The sequence below is a fragment of the Streptomyces sp. NPDC056144 genome, assembly GCF_042264145.1.
Lineage (GTDB): Bacteria > Actinomycetota > Actinomycetes > Streptomycetales > Streptomycetaceae > Streptomyces.
The window spans coordinates 230,205-246,620 of sequence record NZ_JBHJVF010000004.1 but is presented as its reverse complement, the minus strand read 5'-3'; the positions used below and the strand labels follow the sequence as shown (position 1 = coordinate 246,620).

The 16,416-nt window shown below is 73.2% G+C and carries 12 protein-coding genes; 3 read left to right on the top strand and 9 right to left on the bottom strand.

What is annotated here, in order from left to right; all coding sequences use genetic code 11:
* Positions 1-88: 88 nt before the first annotated feature.
* Positions 89-502: a RidA family protein gene (locus ACFC0Z_RS15150; RefSeq protein WP_376437192.1), complete on the bottom strand. Its 414-nt coding sequence runs from the start codon at positions 500-502 to the stop codon at positions 89-91.
* Positions 499-1,728 carry an acyl-CoA dehydrogenase family protein gene (locus tag ACFC0Z_RS15145; protein ID WP_376437189.1) on the bottom strand — a complete coding sequence of 410 codons (1,230 nt, stop codon included), beginning with the start codon at positions 1,726-1,728 and terminating at the stop codon, positions 499-501. Before ACFC0Z_RS15145 ends, ACFC0Z_RS15150 begins: the two co-directional genes overlap by 4 nt.
* A gap of 213 nt (positions 1,729-1,941) precedes the next feature.
* On the opposite strand from ACFC0Z_RS15145, the gene ACFC0Z_RS15140 reads away from it, so the two are divergent.
* Positions 1,942-3,582 (top strand): AMP-binding protein, encoded by a 1,641-nt coding sequence (locus tag ACFC0Z_RS15140; protein WP_376437186.1) that lies wholly within the window; start codon positions 1,942-1,944, stop codon positions 3,580-3,582.
* 62 nt (positions 3,583-3,644) lie between these two features.
* Complete coding sequence (locus tag ACFC0Z_RS15135; RefSeq protein WP_376437184.1) at positions 3,645-4,490, top strand: PaaX family transcriptional regulator C-terminal domain-containing protein; 846 nt, start codon at positions 3,645-3,647, stop codon at positions 4,488-4,490.
* Here the strand turns inward: ACFC0Z_RS15135 and ACFC0Z_RS15130 are convergent.
* Both ACFC0Z_RS15130 and ACFC0Z_RS15125 read right to left on the bottom strand, forming a co-directional pair.
* Positions 4,487-6,772 carry a bifunctional salicylyl-CoA 5-hydroxylase/oxidoreductase gene (locus ACFC0Z_RS15130; RefSeq protein ID WP_376437181.1) on the bottom strand — a complete coding sequence of 762 codons (2,286 nt, stop codon included), beginning with the start codon at positions 6,770-6,772 and terminating at the stop codon, positions 4,487-4,489. The genes ACFC0Z_RS15135 and ACFC0Z_RS15130 overlap by 4 nt on opposite strands.
* Positions 6,757-7,584 carry an enoyl-CoA hydratase family protein gene (locus ACFC0Z_RS15125; RefSeq protein ID WP_376437178.1) on the bottom strand — a complete coding sequence of 276 codons (828 nt, stop codon included), beginning with the start codon at positions 7,582-7,584 and terminating at the stop codon, positions 6,757-6,759. Before ACFC0Z_RS15125 ends, ACFC0Z_RS15130 begins: the two co-directional genes overlap by 16 nt.
* 303 nt (positions 7,585-7,887) lie before the next feature.
* On the opposite strand from ACFC0Z_RS15125, the gene ACFC0Z_RS15120 reads away from it, so the two are divergent.
* Complete coding sequence (locus ACFC0Z_RS15120; RefSeq protein WP_376437980.1) at positions 7,888-8,343, top strand: ATP-binding protein; 456 nt, start codon at positions 7,888-7,890, stop codon at positions 8,341-8,343.
* Here the strand turns inward: ACFC0Z_RS15120 and ACFC0Z_RS15115 are convergent.
* The 5 genes from ACFC0Z_RS15115 to ACFC0Z_RS15095 form a co-directional block, all read right to left on the bottom strand.
* On the bottom strand, positions 8,297-9,727 hold the full coding sequence (locus tag ACFC0Z_RS15115; RefSeq protein WP_376437175.1) for an amino acid permease: 1,431 nt from the start codon (positions 9,725-9,727) through the stop codon (positions 8,297-8,299). The two genes, ACFC0Z_RS15120 and ACFC0Z_RS15115, sit on opposite strands and share 47 nt — an antisense overlap.
* Positions 9,728-9,856: 129 nt before the next feature.
* Entirely contained in the window at positions 9,857-10,876 is a 1,020-nt protein-coding gene (gene argF / locus ACFC0Z_RS15110; RefSeq protein WP_376437172.1) for an ornithine carbamoyltransferase, read from the bottom strand.
* A 131-nt stretch (positions 10,877-11,007) separates the two neighbouring features.
* Positions 11,008-12,240: an arginine deiminase gene (locus ACFC0Z_RS15105; protein WP_376437170.1), complete on the bottom strand. Its 1,233-nt coding sequence runs from the start codon at positions 12,238-12,240 to the stop codon at positions 11,008-11,010.
* 100 nt (positions 12,241-12,340) lie between these two features.
* On the bottom strand, positions 12,341-14,896 hold the full coding sequence (locus ACFC0Z_RS15100) for a polynucleotide kinase-phosphatase (protein ID WP_376437167.1): 2,556 nt from the start codon (positions 14,894-14,896) through the stop codon (positions 12,341-12,343).
* A complete protein-coding gene (locus tag ACFC0Z_RS15095; RefSeq protein ID WP_376437164.1) occupies positions 14,893-16,377 on the bottom strand; it encodes a 3' terminal RNA ribose 2'-O-methyltransferase Hen1 in 1,485 nt (494 codons plus the stop codon). The genes ACFC0Z_RS15100 and ACFC0Z_RS15095 overlap by 4 nt, the downstream gene beginning before the upstream one ends.
* Positions 16,378-16,416: the final 39 nt, after the last annotated feature.

The following is a 16,416-nucleotide window of genomic DNA, read 5'->3' as shown; positions in this document are numbered from 1 at the left end:
ATGGCGCATCGCGCCTCACCTGAGGGACCCGTGGGCCGGTCAGTCCACCTTTCGACCCTAAGCCAGGCCCCAGGGCGTCACCAGTTGATCAAGCGGGGGCGTGGTCGTCCAGGACCGCGAAGCCGTCCAGTTCCACCCGCGCCTGTTCGTCCCAGAGGCGTACGACTCCGACGACGGCCATCGCCGGGTAGTCCCGTCCCGCCAATCTCCGCCACACGGAGCCCAGTTCGGCGGCGTGCAGGCGGTACGCCTCCACGTCCGTCGTGTAGACGGTCACGCGCGCCAGGTCCGCCGGGGTTCCGCCCGCGTGGCGGAGTGCGGTGAGCAGGTTGCCCAGGGCCGTCGCGAACTGGTCGGGGAGCGCCTCGCCCACGACCTTGCCCTCCGCGTCCAGGGCGGTCTGGCCCGCCAGGAAGACGAGTCGGCTGCCGGTGGCCGTCACCGCGTGGGAGAAGCCGGTGGGAGGGGAGAGTTCGGCCGGGTTGTGGCGGTGCAGGCTCATGCGGTCGGCTCCTTCAGGCTCACGTCCGGGCTCACGTCCGGGCTCGCGTTCGGGCTCACGTTCGGGCTCGCGTCCGGGCTCACGTTCGGGCTCCCGTTCGGGCTCCCGTTCAGGCTCGCGTACAGCTCCTTCGCGATGATCGTGCGCTGGACCTCCGTCGCCCCCTCGTAGATCCGGGGTGCGCGGACCTCCCGGTAGAGGTGTTCGAGGAGGTGGCCGCGCTGGAGGGCGGCGGCGCCGTGCAGTTGGACGGCGCCGTCCACGACGTACTGCGCCGTCTCCGTGGCCAGGAGCTTCGCCATGGCCGAGCGGCGCGGGACGTCCGGGTCGCCTTCGTCGTACGCGACGGCCGCCGCGTACACGAGGAGGCGGGCCGCCTCCGTACGGGTCGCCATCTCGGCGACGCGGTGCGAGACGGCCTGGAGGTCGGCGAGGACGCCGCCGAAGGCGGGGCGGCCGGCGGTGTGGGCGAGGGCCGCGTCGAGGGCGGCCTGGGCCATGCCGACGGCGAAGGCACCGACACTGGGGCGGAAGAGGTTCAGGGTGTTCATGGCGACCCGGAAGCCCCGGTCGGGCTCGTCGAGCAGGTCGTCCGGGCCGACGGGGACGCCGTCGAAGGTGAGCGAGCCGAGCGCGTGCGGGGAGAGCATGTCGAGGGCCTCGCCGCCGAGTCCCGGGCGGTCCGCCGGGACCAGGAAGGCCGTGACGCCCCGGGCGCCCGCACCCCGGGTGGTGCGGGCGAAGACGGTGGCGAAGTCGCACTCCGGGGCGTTCGAGATCCACCGCTTCTCGCCGTGCAGCAGCCACCCGCCGCGGCCGTCGGGGACGGCGTCGAGGGCGAGCGCGGCGGCGTCCGAACCGGCGTCCGGTTCGGAGAGCGCGAAGGCGGCGACGGCCCGCCCTGCGGTGGCCTCGGGGAGCCAGCGGGCGCGCTGGGCCGGGGTGCCGAAGGCGGCGACGGGGTGGGTGCCGAGGCCCTGGAGGGCGAGGGCGGTCTCCGCCTCGGTGCAGACCTGGGCGAGGGACTCGCGCAGGAGGCAGAGGTCGAGCGCGCCCGAGTCGAAGAGGCGGGCGAGCAGGCCGAGCTCGCCGAGGGCGGCGACGAGGGGGCGGTTGACGCGGCCGGGGGCTCCCTTCTCGGCGAGGGGGACGAGCCGTTCGGCGGCGAGGGCGCGGAGCTCCGCGCACCAGGTGGTCTGTGCCGGATCGAGCGAGAATGCGGGCATGCGGCCCCTCCCGGTGCGGTGTCCTTCGGCGCTTCCTAAGCGCTTCCTCGGCGCTCCGCGGCACCCTTTCTCCCTTTGTCGCGGACCGTTGACTGTCGTCACGAACACGATACGCTCGATGGGCGTTGAGTGACCCCGTAGTGCCGTAGTGGCACCCCGTAGTGACCCCATCGCGACACACCGAGCGCCCCACCACGACAAGGGGACGGACTCATGGAGCTGACGCCCTCGGCCCACCTCGACACCTTCGCCCGCGACCATCTCCCCCCGCCGGAGCGCTGGCCGCACCTCCTCTTCGAGCTCCCCGAGCTCGCCGCGTACCCCGACCGGCTCAACTGCGGCGCCGAGCTCCTCGACCGTACGGTGGAACGATTCGGCGCGGACCGGCCCGCGTTCCTCGACGGCGAGGGCGGGGTCTGGTCGTACGGCGAGCTCCTCGACCGCGTCGACCGCATCGCCCACGTCCTCACCACCGACCTCCGCGTCCGACCGGGCAACCGCGTCCTCCTGCGCGGCCCCACCACCCCCTGGCTCGCCGCCTGCTGGCTCGCCGTGATGAAGGCCGGGGCCGTCGCCGTCACCGTCCTGGCCCAGCAGCGCGCCCCCGAGCTCGCCGTCATGGCGGAAGCGGCCCGGTGCACCCACGCCCTCTGCGACGCCCGCGTCCTCGACGACCTCCACGCCGCCGCGATCCCCGGCCTCCGCGTCACCCCCTTCGGCGGGGACGGCCCCGAGGACCTGCTCGCCCTCACCGCCCGCCACCCCCACCCCTACAAGGCCGTCGCGACCGCCGCCGACGACGTGGCGCTCATCGCCTTCACCTCCGGCACCACCGGACGGCCCAAGGGGTGCGTCCACTTCCACCGGGACGTCCTCGCCGTCGCCGACACCTTCTCCGCGCACGTCCTGCGCCCGCTCCCCGAGGACGTCTTCGCCGGTTCGCCGCCGCTCGCCTTCACCTTCGGCCTCGGCGGGCTCGTCGTCTTCCCGCTGCGCGCCGGGGCGAGCGCCGTCCTCCTCGAACAGGCCGGGCCCAAACAGCTCCTCGCCGCGATCGAGCACCACCGGATCTCGGTCCTCTTCACCGCCCCGACCGCCTACCGCGTCATGCTCGACGAGCTCGCGCCCGGCGACGCCGCCGACGGCACGGCCCCCGACATCTCCTCCCTCCGGCGCTGCGTCTCCGCCGGCGAGAACCTGCCGGAGGCGACCTGGTCCGCCTGGTACGCGCGGACCGGCGTGCGCCTGATCAACGGCATCGGCGCGACCGAGCTCCTCCACATCTTCATCTCCGCCGCCGACGGCGACATCCGCCCCGGCACCACCGGACGGCCCGTCCCCGGCTGGCAGGCCAGGGTCGTCGACCACGAGGGCCGCGAGGTCCCCGACGGCGAGGAGGGGCTGCTCGCCGTGCGCGGCCCGGTCGGCTGCCGCTATCTCGCCGACCCCCGCCAGGCGGAGTACGTCCGCGAGGGCTGGAACGTCACGGGAGACACGTACGTCCGCCGCCCCGACGGCTGGTTCCGTTACGTGTCCCGGGCCGACGACATGATCATCTCGGCCGGGTACAACATCGCCGGGCCGCAGGTCGAGGAGGCGCTGCTCGACCATCCGGACGTCGTCGAGGCGGCGGTCGTGGGCCAACCGGACGAACTGCGGGGGCAGGTGGTCGTGGCGTACGCGGTCGTACGGGACGGGGTGGCGCGCGACTCCGCCACCGCCACCGCGCTGCGGGCCTTCGTCCGGTCGCGGCTCGCCCCGTACAAGTCCCCGCGCCGGATCGTCTTCCTGGAGGCGCTGCCGCGCACGCCCACGGGGAAGCTCCAGCGCTTCCGGCTCCGCGACCCGGCGTGACGGCCTGGCCGCCTGTCCTCTCCCCCGCACCCCCGCACCCCCGCACCCCCTAAAGTGATCACGTGGCCGAGCAGCACACCCCCCGTTCCCTGATCGTCTCCCTCTACGGCGCCTACGGCCGGGGGCCCGACGACTCCCCGATGCCGGTGGCCGCGCTCATCCGGCTGCTCGGGGTGCTCGGCGTGGACGCGCCCTCCGTGCGCTCGTCGGTGTCGCGGCTCAAGCGGCGCGGGCTGCTGCTGCCGCGCCGGACGGCCGACGGGGCCGCGGGGTACGCCCTCTCGGAGGACGCCCGTCGGCTCCTCGACGACGGCGACCGCCGCATCTACGCCCGTACGGAGCCGAAGCTCTCCGAGGGCTGGGTCCTCGCCGTCTTCTCGGTCCCCGAGGCCGAGCGGCACAAGCGCCACCTGCTGCGCTCCCGGCTCGCCCGCCTCGGCTTCGGCACGGCGGCGCCGGGCGTCTGGATCGCGCCCGCGCGGCTGTACGAGGAGACGCGGCACGCCCTGGAGCGGCTCGGGCTCTCCCCGTACGTCGACCTCTTCCGCGGCGAGCACCTGGGGTACGCGGCCACGGCCGAGGCGGCGGCCCGCTGGTGGGACCTGCCGGCCATCGCGGGGCTCCACGAGGAGTTCCTCGCGGCCCACGAGCCGGTGCTGCGGTCCTGGCGGTCGGCGCCGGGCGGCGCGGAGGACGCCTACCGGGCGTACCTCCTCGTCCTCGACTCCTGGCGTCGTCTGCCGTACGCGGACCCGGTCCTCCCGGCCGAACTGCTGCCCGGCGACTGGCCGGGACGGCGCTCGGCGGAGGTCTTCGCCGCCCTCCACGAGCTGCTGTGGGAGCGCGGCGCGGAGTTCGTCCGGCCGTACGTCTCCGGGGCGGACGAAGCGGTCCCGGAGACGCCCTAAGCGGTACGGCCTGTCGGCGGCGGGCGGTTGCCGGCGCGGTACGGGGCCGGCCAGGGCGCCGCCTCGCCCTCGTAGCCCTGCTCGGCCGCCGCGTGGAGGGTCCAGTGGGGGTCGTACAGGTGCGGGCGGGCGAGGGCGCAGAGGTCGGCGCGGCCCGCGAGGAGCAGGGAGTTGACGTCGTCCCACGAGGAGATCGCGCCGACGGCGATGACGGGGACGCCGACGGTGTTGCGGATCCGGTCGGCGTACGGCGTCTGGTACGAACGGCCGTACTCGGGGCGCTCGTCGGGGACGACCTGGCCGGTCGAGACGTCGATGGCGTCGGCGCCGTGCGCGGCGAAGGCGCGGGCGACCGCGAGGGCGTCCTCGGTGCTCGTGCCGCCCTCGGCCCAGTCGGTCGCCGAGATCCGGACCGTCATGGGGCGGTCGTCGGGCCACACCTCCCTCATGGCGTCGAAGACTTCGAGCGGGAAGCGCAGCCGTCCCTCGACGTCGCCGCCGTAGGAATCGGTGCGGTGGTTGGTGAGCGGGGAGAGGAACCCGGAGAGCAAGTAGCCGTGGCCGCTGTGGAGTTCGAGGAGGTCGAAGTCGCAGCGCAGCGCGCGCCGGGCGGCGGAGACGAACTGCTCGCGGACGGCGGTGAGTCCGGCGCGGTCGAGGGCGGCCGGGGTCTGGTTGACGCCGGTCCTGTACGGGAGCGGGGAGGCGGCGACGAGCGGCCAGTTCCCTTCGGGCAGGGGCTGGTCGATCCCCTCCCACATGCGGCGGGTGGAGCCCTTCCGGCCGGAGTGCCCGAGCTGGACGCCGATCGCGGTGCCGGGTGCCCGGTCGTGGACGAAGGCGGTGACACGGGCCCAGGCGGCGGCCTGCTCGTCGGTCCAGAGTCCGGCGCAGGCGGGGGTGATGCGGCCCTCGGGGCTCACGCACACCATCTCGGTCATGACCAGTCCGGCGCCGCCCAGGGCCCTGGCGCCGAGGTGGACGAGGTGGAAGTCGCCGGGGACGCCGTCCTCGGAGACGTACATGTCCATGGGCGAGACGACGATCCGGTTGCGCAGGGTCAGGCCGCGCAGGCGGAAGGGGGTGAACATGGGCGGGGTGCCGGGCGGGCAGCCGAAGTCGTCCTCGACGGTGGTGGCGAAGGCGGGGTCGCGCAGGCGCAGGTTGGCGTGGGTGACGCGGCGGCTGCGGGTGAGGAGGTCGAAGGCGAAGCGGCGGGGCGGGCGGTCGACGTGGTCGGCGATCTCCTCGAACCAGCGGAGGCTGGCGGCGGCGGCCCGCTGGGTGGACTCGACGACGGGACGACGGGCGGCCTCGTAGGCCGCCAACGCCTCGGGAAGGGTGGGGTGTTCGCCGCCGAGGGCCGTGGCCAGGGCCAGGGCGTCCTCGACGGCCAGTTTGGTGCCGGAGCCGATGGAGAAGTGGGCGGTGTGGGCGGCGTCGCCGATGAGGACGGTGTTCCCGTACGACCAGCGCTCGTTGACGACCGTGCGGAACGCGGTCCAGGAGGAGTTGTTGGAGCGGAGCTCCCGGCCGCCGAGCGCCTCGGCGAAGATCTTCGCGCAGCGGGCGGCGGACTCGGCCTCGTCGAGCTCGTCGAAGCCGGCGGCCCGCCAGACCTCCTCGCGCATCTCGACGATGACGGTGGAGCTGTCGGCCGAGAAGGGGTAGGCGTGGAGCTGCATCACGCCGTGCTCCGTCTCGGCGATCTCGAAGCGGAAGGCCTCGAAGGCGAGGTCGGCGGCGAGCCAGATGTAGCGGCAGCGGTGGGTGGTGATCCGGGGGCGGAAGTGGTCCGCGCGGTCCTCGCGGGTGCGGCTGTGGACGCCGTCGGCGGCGACGACGAGATCGTGGGTCGCGGCCAGCTCGGCGGCGGGCGGGGCCTCGGCGCGGAAGCGGAGCCGTACGCCGAGCTCGGCGCAGCGCGCGTGCAGGAGCTCCAGGAGACGGCGGCGGCCGAGGGCGGCGAAGCCGTGGCCGGTGGAGGTGGTGCGGTGGTGCCGGTGGACGACGTCGATGTCGTCCCAGCGGACGAGCTCGGCGCGCAGGGCCTCGTACACGACGGGGTCGGCGTCACGGATGCCGCCGAGGGTCTCGTCGGAGAGGACGACGCCGAAACCGAAGGTGTCGGTGGGGGCGTTCCGCTCCCAGACGGTGACCTCGCGGGCGGGGTCGAGCCGCTTGAGGAGGGCGGCGGCGTAGAGGCCGCCGGGGCCGCCGCCGATGACGGCCACGGTACGCGGCCCCGGGCCCGGGCCCGTCACCGTCAGCACCCCCGCCACTTCGGGGGCCGCTTCTCCGTGAAGGCGGCGTGGAACTCGGCGTAGTCCTCGCCGTGCATGAGGAGGGCCTGGGTGGCGGCGTCCATCTCGATGGAGGCGGCGAGCGGCATGTCGAGCTCGGCGGTGAGCAGCGCCTTCGTCTGGGCGAGGGCGAGCGCGGGGCCGTCGGCGAGGCGGCGGGCGAGGGCGGCGGCGCGGGTGTCGGCGGCGCCCTCCTCGGTGAGCTCGCTCAGCAGGCCGATGCGTTCGGCCTCGGCCGCGTGGACGGGTTCGCCGAGCATGAGGAGGCGGGTGGCGTGGCCGAGGCCGACGACCCGGGGCAGGAGGTAGGCCGCGCCCATGTCGCCGCCGGAGAGGCCCACCCGGGTGAAGAGGAAGGAGAAGCGGGTGGTGGGGTCGGCGACGCGGAAGTCGGCGGCGAGGGCGAGGACGGCCCCGGCGCCGGCGGCGACGCCGTGGAGCGCGGCGACGACCGGGAAGGGGCATTCGCGCAGGGCCCTGACGACCTGGCCGGTCATCCGGTTGAAGTCGAGGATGCGGGCGGTGTCGAGGGCGAGGGTGGCGCCGATGATCTCGTCGACGTCGCCGCCCGAGCAGAAGCCGCGGCCTTCGCCGCCGAGGACGAGGGCGCGGACGGAGCGTTCGCGGGAGAGCTCGGCGAGCAGGTCGCGGAGGTCGGCGTAGGCGCCGAAGGTGAGGGCGTTGAGCTTCGCGGGGCGGGCGAGGGTGACGGTGGCGACGCCCTCGTCGATGTCGAGGCGCAGGTGCCGCCAGCGCTCGGTGCGGGTCGCGGATCCGGTAAAGGGGCTCATGCGGAGAGGCCTCCTTCCTCCGATCGGAGGGTATCACCGTACTGTGACTGTCGTCACGAGAGCGCGATAAAGGCTTTGTCGGACCAGCCCCCGGAAGGTCCCTCCAAGATCGTGACCGAAGTCCCTGGCGGGGAGGGAGGGGTGCCCTGGGAACAGGATTTTGCACCTCGTAAGGTTGAAACCAGGACGTCTCGGGATGCCTCCACCCCACTCGCCCACCCCGCCCCCACACGGTGAAGGGAGCCTGCCTTGCCCGAAACCACCGACAACCCTGACCCTGCCAGCCCCACCGGCCCTTCCGGAATCGACGGCACCGCCACCTCCTGGCGTATCCGCCTGCCCCACACCACGGCCGCCGTGCCGATCGCCCGCGCCCTGATCCGTACCGCGCTCAACGACATCGAGTCCGGCACCGGCTCCCTGCCCGACAGCGACACGGCCGAGCTGCTCACCGCCGAACTCGTCGCCAACGCCGTCGAGCACACCGCCGGCAAGGGCCCCATCGAGCTGGTCGTCGAGCTGCTCGCCGCGCCGGGCGGCTGTCACGTCGAGGTGCACGACTCCGAGCCCGCCGGCCCCGGCGAGCTCGTCTGCCCCGACCCGGCCGAGGAGATCGACCCCTGGCAGGAGCACGGCCGGGGCCTCCTCCTCATCCGCGCGCTCAGCAGCGACTGCGGCCACCGCCCCACCGCGCACGGCAAGGCGGTCTGGTTCACGCTCCAGGGGATCCCGGCACAGCGGCGTCATCGGGAGCCGTGACGAGCCGCGAGTGGCGGCGCCCGTAGAACGCGTACACGAGGGCGCCGACCACGAGGAAGACCGCGAACTGCACCCAGGTCGACCAGCCCGTCCCCCAGATGAGGTACAGGCAGAAGCCGATGCCGAGGATCGGGCTCACCGGGTAGAGCGGGACGCGGAAGGAACGGCGCAGCCCCGGCTCGCGGCGGCGCAGCACGATCACCGCGAAGTTGACGACCGCCATGATGGCGAGGGTGCCGATGGTGGTCAGGTTGACGACCACGTCGAGCGAGGCGAAGGCCGCCGGGACCGCGAAGACGGCGGCGACGATCCAGGTGTTGGCCACCGGGGTCGCGGACTTCGGCGAGACCCGCTCGAAGACGCGCGGCACGAGCCCGTCGCGGGACATCGACAGCAGGATGCGGGTCTGCCCGTACATCACCGCGAGGACGACGGACGCGATGGCGACGACCGCGCCGAAGGCGATCACGCCGCCGCCGATCGAGGAGCCGGTGACCTGGTCGACGACGACCGACAGCGCGGCGGGCTGGTCGGCGACCGCCTCGGCGCCGAGCGCGCCGATCGCGGAGAGCGCGACGGCGCAGTAGAGCAGGGTGACGAGGCCGATGCAGATGAGGATCGCGATCGGGATGTTCCGGCGCGGGTCCTTCACCTCCTCGCCGGCCGTGGTGATGGCGTCGAAGCCGATGTACGAGAAGAAGGCCACCGAGGCGCCCGCGGTGATGCCGCCCATGCCGTGGGTGGCGAACGGCGAGAGGTTCCCGGCCTCGAAGGCGGAGAAGCCGATCACGCAGAAGACGATCAGGATGCCGATCTTGAGGACGGCCATGGCGGCCGTCGCCCGCGCGCTCTCGCGCACCCCCCGGACGAGGAGGGTGGCGGCCATCAGGATGACGAGCACGGCGGGGACGTTGATCACGCCGCCGTCGGCCGGGCCCGCGGAGAGCGAGGCGGGGAGCTGCCAGCCCGTCAGGCTGTCGAGGAGCTCGTTGAGGTACTGGCTCCAGCCGACCGCGACCGCCGAGACGGAGACGCCGTACTCCAGGAGCAGGCACCAGCCGACGAGGAAGGCGGTCCGCTCGCCGAGGCTCGCGTAGGCGAAGGAGTACGAGGAACCCGAGACCGGGATCGCGCCGCCGAGCTCCGCGAAGGAGAAGGCGGTGAAGACGCAGGTGATCGCGGCGAGGACGAAGGAGATCACGACGGCCGGGCCGGCCTCGGAGACGCTGTCCGACAGACCGACGAAGATGCCGGTGCCGACGATCGCGCCGATGCCGAAGCACACGAGCTGGAAGAGGCCCATGGTGCGCTTGAGGCCGTGGCCTTCGAGGTCGGCGCCTGACTCGGCGATGAGCTGCTGCGGGGACTTGATCCGCGAGGGCATGCGGGGGTTCTCATCTCTGGTGGCGCATGGTGCTGCATGGGTGAGGGGGTCCGGGCATGTATGCCCGAACCCCCCAGAAGGATGCGATCGTAAGCCTCTTATCGCATATTCACCCAATCAGGCGTAAAGCTATGCCGCCGTCTGCGCGGAACCGGCCAGCGTGGCGACGAGGACCGCCTTGATCGTGTGCATCCGGTTCTCCGCCTCGTCGAAGACGACCGAGTGCGCCGACTCGAAGACCTCGTCGGAGACCTCCAGCTCGGTCAGGCCGTGCCGGGCGTGGATGTCGCGGCCGACGGCCGTGCCCAGGTCGTGGAAGGCGGGCAGGCAGTGCAGGAACTTGACGTCCGGGTTCCCGGTGGCGCGGAGGACGTCCATGGTCACGGCGTACGGGGCGAGGGCGGCGATCCGCTCGTCCCAGACCTCCTTGGGCTCGCCCATGGAGACCCACACGTCGGTGGCGACGAAGTCGGCGCCCCGGACGCCGTCCGCGACGGACTCGGTGAGGGTGATCGTGGCGCCGCTCGCCTCGGCGAGCTTGCGGGCCTCGGCGACGACGGTCTCGGCGGGCCAGTACGCCTCGGGGGCGACGATCCGGACGTCCATGCCGAGCAGGGCGCCGGTGATCAGGTAGGAGTTGCCCATGTTGAAGCGGGCGTCACCCAGATAGGCGAAGACGATCCCGTCGAGCGGCTTGTCGGAGTGCTCGGTCATGGTGAGCGCGTCGGCGAGCATCTGGGTGGGGTGCCAGTCGTCGGTGAGCCCGTTGAAGACGGGCACGCCGGCGAAGGCGGCCAGTTCCTCGACGGCGGCCTGGCTGTCGCCCCGGTACTCGATGCCGTCGAACATCCGGCCGAGCACGCGGGCGGTGTCCTTGACCGACTCCTTGTGGCCCATCTGGGAGGCCGAGGGGTCGAGGTAGGTGGTGGAGGCGCCCTGGTCGGCGGCGGCCACCTCGAAGGCGCAGCGGGTGCGGGTCGAGGTCTTCTCGAAGATCAGCGCGATGTTCTTGCCGCGCAGCCGCTGGACCTCGGCGCCCGCCTTCTTGGCGGCCTTGAGCTCGGCGGAGAGCGCGACCAGGCCGCGGAACTCCTCGGCGGTGAAGTCCAGCTCCTTGAGGAAGTGGCGGCCGATGAGGTCTGTGGCCATGGGACGCGCTCCTGGGGTACGGGTGGGGTGGTCGACGGCCGGGGGAACGACGGCGGTCGCTGACCTTTGGAAGTCTATACGAGAATAGGCATTTATATACAGAGCTTCGGGTGAGGCCGCCGGGCGGGCCCTCAGTCGGCGTCCCGCTCCACCGGGCAGCTCATGCACCGCGGCCCGCCCCGCCCCCGCCCGAGCTCGCTCCCCGGGATCTCGATCACCTCGATGCCCTGCTTCCGCAGATGCGTGTTGGTGGTGACGTTCCTCTCGTACGCCACGACCACCCCGGGCTCCACCGCGAGCACGTTGCACCCGTCGTCCCACTGCTCCCGCTCCGCCGCGTGCACGTCCTGTGTCGCCGTCAGCACCCGGATCTCCTGGAGCCCGAGCGCCGCCGCGATCGCGCTGTGCATCTGCTCCGGCGGGTGGTCGGTCACCCGCAGGGACTGCCCCTCGTCACCCGGCTCGATCGTGTAGGACCGGAGCATGCCGAGCCCGGCGTACTGCGTGAACGTGTCGTGGTCCACCATCGTCATCACCGTGTCCAGGTGCATGAACGCCCGCCGCTTCGGCATGTCGAGCGCCACGATCGTGCGCGCCGAGCCCGCCGCGAAGAGGCCGCGGGCCAGCATCTCCACCGCCTGCGGAGTCGTCCGCTCGCTCATCCCGATGAGCACGGCGCCGTTGCCGATGACGAGGACGTCCCCGCCCTCGATCGTCGACGGGTAGTCCCGCTGCCCCTCCGACCAGCGGTGGAAGGGGCCCGCGTCCGGGCCCGTGAAGAGCGGGTGGTGCCCGTAGATCGCCTCGAAGTGCACGGTCTCGCGCTGCCGGGCCGGCCAGCGCATCGCGTTGATCGAGACGCCGTCGTAGATCCAGGCCGAGGTGTCCCGGGTGAAGAGGTGGTTCGGCAGCGGGCCGAGGACGAAGTCGTCCAGGTCGAGCGCGTGGAAGCGGACGGAGGTCGGCTCCCGGTGCGCCGCGAGGAACTCCCGCTTCGTCATGCCCCCGACGAGCGCCTCGCCGAGCGCGGCCGCGTCCAGCGAGTCGAACGCGGCACGCAGGTGGTCGGCGGCCAGCGGCCCGTACTCCTTCTCGTCGAAGACCCGGTCGAGGACGAGCGCGCGGGCGGCGGGCACCTCCAGGGTCTCCCGCAGCAGGTCGCCGAAGAGATGCACCTCGACGCCCCGGTCGCGCAGCACGTCGGCGAAGCCGTCGTGCTCCTGGCGCGCTCTGCGCACCCAGAGGACGTCGTCGAAGAGCAGGGCGTCCTTGTTGGACGGCGTGAGCCGCTTCAGCTCCAGATCGGGGCGGTGGAGGATGACGCGGCGCAGCCGGCCGGTCTCGGAGGCGACGTGGAAGGCCATGGGCCCATCCTGACGGAGCCGGACGCCCGGGGCCCGCCTTTCGGGCATCAGTACGGGTGGTGGCGGGGGCTCGTCGCACCGCGACGGGCCCCCGCCGCCCTCACAGCCGCGGGTCCACCGGCTCCGACTCCAGCGCGAGGACCGCGAACACCGCCTCGTGGACCCGCCACAGCGGCTCCCCGTCCGCGAGCCGGTCCAGCGCCTCGAGGCCGAGCGCGTACTCCCGCAGCGCGAGCGACCGCTTGTGGCCGAGGAAGCGCTGCCGCAGCCGCTCCAGGTTCTCCGGCCGCGTGTACTCGGGGCCGTAGATGATCCGGAGGTACTCGCGTCCGCGCACCTTCACGCCCGGCTGCGCGAGCCGCCCCTTGGTGTCGTGGACGAGCGCGGCCAGCGGCTTCACGACCATGCCCTCGCTGCCCGCACCGGTCAGTTCGAGCCACCAGTCGGTGCCCGCGCGGACCGAGGTCTCGTCGCCGGTGTCGACGACCAGCCTGCGGGTGACCTGGAGCAGCCCGGTCGGGTCGTGCTCCACGAGCCGGTCGAGCCAGGCGAGCTGCCCGTCGTGCGGCACACCCGCGAGCGAACGTCCGCGCGCCGCGAGCAGTTGGAAGGGCGCGAACCGCACGCCCTCCAGGCCGTCGGTCGGCCAGCAGTACCTGCGGTACGCCTCCGTGAACGCCGCCGCGTCCTCCTGCCGCTCGCGCTGCTTGGCGAGGAGCCCGTCGAGCCCCTCGACCCCGCGCGCCGCCGCCCGTTCCAGGGCGTCGACCGCGCCGGGCAGCGCCGCCCCGGAGGCCGCGCCGACCGCCGCGTACTGCGAGCGGAGCAGCCCGGCCGACTTGAGCGACCACGGCATCAGCTCGCCGTCGAGCAGCAGCCAGTCCGTGCCGAGCTCGTCCCAGAGCCCGGCGGCGCCGATCGCGGTCCGCAGTCGGCCGAGGACCTCCTCGGTGACGGCGGGGTCGTCGAAGAACGGCCGTCCGGTACGGGTGTGCAGGGCCCCGGTCGGCACCGCGCCACCGCTCAGGCCGAAGCGCTCGCGGGCGGCCTCCTCGTCACGGCAGACCAGGGCCACGGCACGGGAGCCCATGTGCTTCTCCTCGCACACGACCCGGGCGACGCCGTCCGCCCGGTACTGGGCGAAGGCCTCGGCCGGGTGCTCCAGATACCCCTCCTCCTTCGAGGTGGCGGTCGGGGCCATGGTCGGCGGCAGGTAGGCGAGCAGCCGCGGGTCGATGGCGAAGCGGCTCATCACTTCCAGGGCGGCCGCCGCGTTCTCCTCCCGCACGGCCACGTTGCCGAGCTGCCGGGTCTCCACGATCCGCCGGCCGTGCACGTCCGCCAGGTCGAGGGGACGTCCCTCGTGGCCACCGGGCGCGGCGGCCGCGAGCGGCTTGACCGGCTCGTACCAGACCTTCTCGGCGGGTACGTCGACGAGCTCGCGCTCCGGCCAGCGCAGCGCGGTCATCCGGCCGCCGAAGACGGCACCGGTGTCCAGGCACAGGGTGTTGTTGACCCAGGAGGTCGTCGGCACGGGTGTGTGGCCGTACACCACAGCCGCCCGGCCGCGGTACTCCTCCGCCCACGGGTAGCGCACCGGGAACCCGAACTCGTCGGTCTCGCCCGTGGTGTCCCCGTACAGGGCGTGCGAGCGCACCCGGCCGGAGGTGCGGCCGTGGTACTTCTCCGGCAGCCCGGCGTGACAGACGACGAGGTCGCCGCCGTCGAGGACGTAGTGGCTGACGAGTCCGTCGATGAACTCCCGCACCTGGTCGCGGAACTCCTGGCTCTCGCCCTCCAGTTGCGCGACGGTCTCGGCGAGTCCGTGGGTCTCCTGGACCTTCTTCCCCTTCAGCCGGCGGCCGAGCTTGTTCTCGTGGTTGCCGGGGACGCACAGGGCGTCGCCCGAGGCGACCATCGCCATGACGCGTCGCAGGACGCCCGGGGAGTCGGGCCCCCGGTCGACGAGGTCGCCGACGAAGACGGCCGTACGCCCTTCGGGGTGCGTACGCCCTTCGGGGTGGTCTCCGTCCACGTACCCGAGCCGCCCGAGCAGCGTGTCGAGCTCGGAACGGCAGCCGTGGATGTCGCCGATGATGTCGAAGGGGCCGGTGAGGTGCCGGAGGTCGTTGAAGCGGCGCTCCAGGACGACCTCTGCCTCCTCGACCTCCTCCACCGACCGCAGCACGTGCACCTTGCGGAAGCCCTCGCGCTCCAGGCCGCGCAGCGAACGGCGCAGCTCCCGGCGGTGGCGCTGGATGACGTGCGCGGGCATGTCCGCCCGGTCGGGACGGCCGGCGTTGCGCGTGCGGCAGACCTCCTCGGGCAGGTCGAGGACGATCGCGATGGGCAGCACGTCGTGCTCGCGGGCGAGCCGGACGAGCTGACGCCGGGCCTCCTGCTGCACGTTGGTGGCGTCGACGACGGTGAGCCGCCCGGCCGCGAGGCGCTTGCCGGCGATGTAGTGGAGGACGTCGAAGGCGTCCCTGCTCGCCGACTGGTCGTTCTCGTCGTCGGCGACGAGCCCCCGGCAGAAGTCGGAGGAGACGATCTCGGTCGGCTTGAAGTGGCGTCGGGCGAAGGTGGACTTGCCGGAGCCGGTGGCACCGACGAGCACCACGAGGGACAGGTCGGTGACGGGCAGCGTGCGGGTCATGCGGCGGCCTCCTTCGAGGGCTCGTCGGTGAGGGTCTCGGTGTCGGTACGGGTGAACACGGCCATCTGGGTGGGCGGACCGACCTCGGGGTCGTCGGGTCCGACGGCGACGAGGTCGACGCCGTACCCGTACTGTCCGGCGACCGAGGCCGCCCACGCCCGGAACTCCTCCCGGGTCCACTCGAAGCGGTGGTCGCCGTGCCGGACGTGCCCGGCGGGCAGCGTGTCCCAGCGGACGTTGTACTCGACGTTCGGCGTGGTCACGAGGACCGTACGGGGCCGGGCGGCGCCGAACACCGCGTACTCCAGGGCAGGCAGCCTCGGCAGGTCCAGGTGCTCGATCACCTCGCTGAGCACGGCCGCGTCGTAACCGGCGAGCCGCTTGTCGGTGTACGCGAGCGAGCCCTGGATCAGCGAGACCCGGGCGGCCTGCCGCTCCCCCATCCGGTCGAGCCGGAGACGGCGCGCGGCGACGTTCAGCGCCCGTACGGACACGTCGACGCCGACGATCTCGGTGAACCGGACGTCCTTGAGCAGGGCCTGCACCAACTGGCCCTGTCCGCAGCCGAGATCGAGCACGCGGGCGGCACCGGCGGCGTGCAGCGCGGCGAGGATCGCCCCGCGCCGCTGCTCGGCGAGCGGCGCGGGCCGCTCCTCCGTGTCCGCAGTCTCGTCCACGGCGTTGTCGACGTCCTCCACGTCGAGCTGCTCCGCCTCGGCGAGGCGGACGAGTTCGAGCCGGTCCGTCGCCTCACGGGTGAGGCCCCAACGGCGGGAGAGGTAGCGGGCGGTGATCAGCTGCCGCTCGGGGTGCCCGGCGAGCCAGCCGTCACCGGCGCGCAGCAGCTTGTCGACCTCGTCGGGCGCGACCCAGTAGTGCTTGGCGTCGTCGAGGACGGGCAGCAGCACGTACAGCTGGTTGAGCGCGTCCGCGAGCCGCAGCTCGCCCTCCAGGACCAGGCGCACGTACCGGGAGTCGCCCCACTCGGGGAACTCCGGGTCGAGCACGACCGGCGTCGCCTCCACGGAGTCCCAGCCCAGCGGCCCGAACAGCGCGCGCACCAGGCCGGCGCCGCCCCTGGCGGGGACCGCGGGGACCTCGATCCGCAGCGGCAGCGGCGCGGCGGCCCGCTCGGGCATGGTCTGGCACACGCCGTGCAGCGCGGTCTTGAAGACCTTCGCGAGCGCGACCGCGAGCAGCGAGGACGCGGCGTAGGGCCGGTCGTTCACGTACTGGGCGAGCGCGGCGTCCGGGGCGCCGCCCCGGCCCTTGCCCTTGCCGCGGCGCACCAGCGCCACGGGGTCCACCTCCAGGAGGAGCGCCGCCGTGCACCGCTCGGCGCTCGCCTCGGGGTAGAGGACGTGCGCGGTGCCGTGCGAGGTCGAGAACGCCTGCGCCCGCTCGGGATGCTTGTGCAGCAGGAATCCGAGATCGGTCGCGGGTCGCTCCGGGTTGCCGTAGGTGCTGATAGTCAGGAACACACGCCCGAGTATGAACACCCCGGCACCCGGTCAACCAGG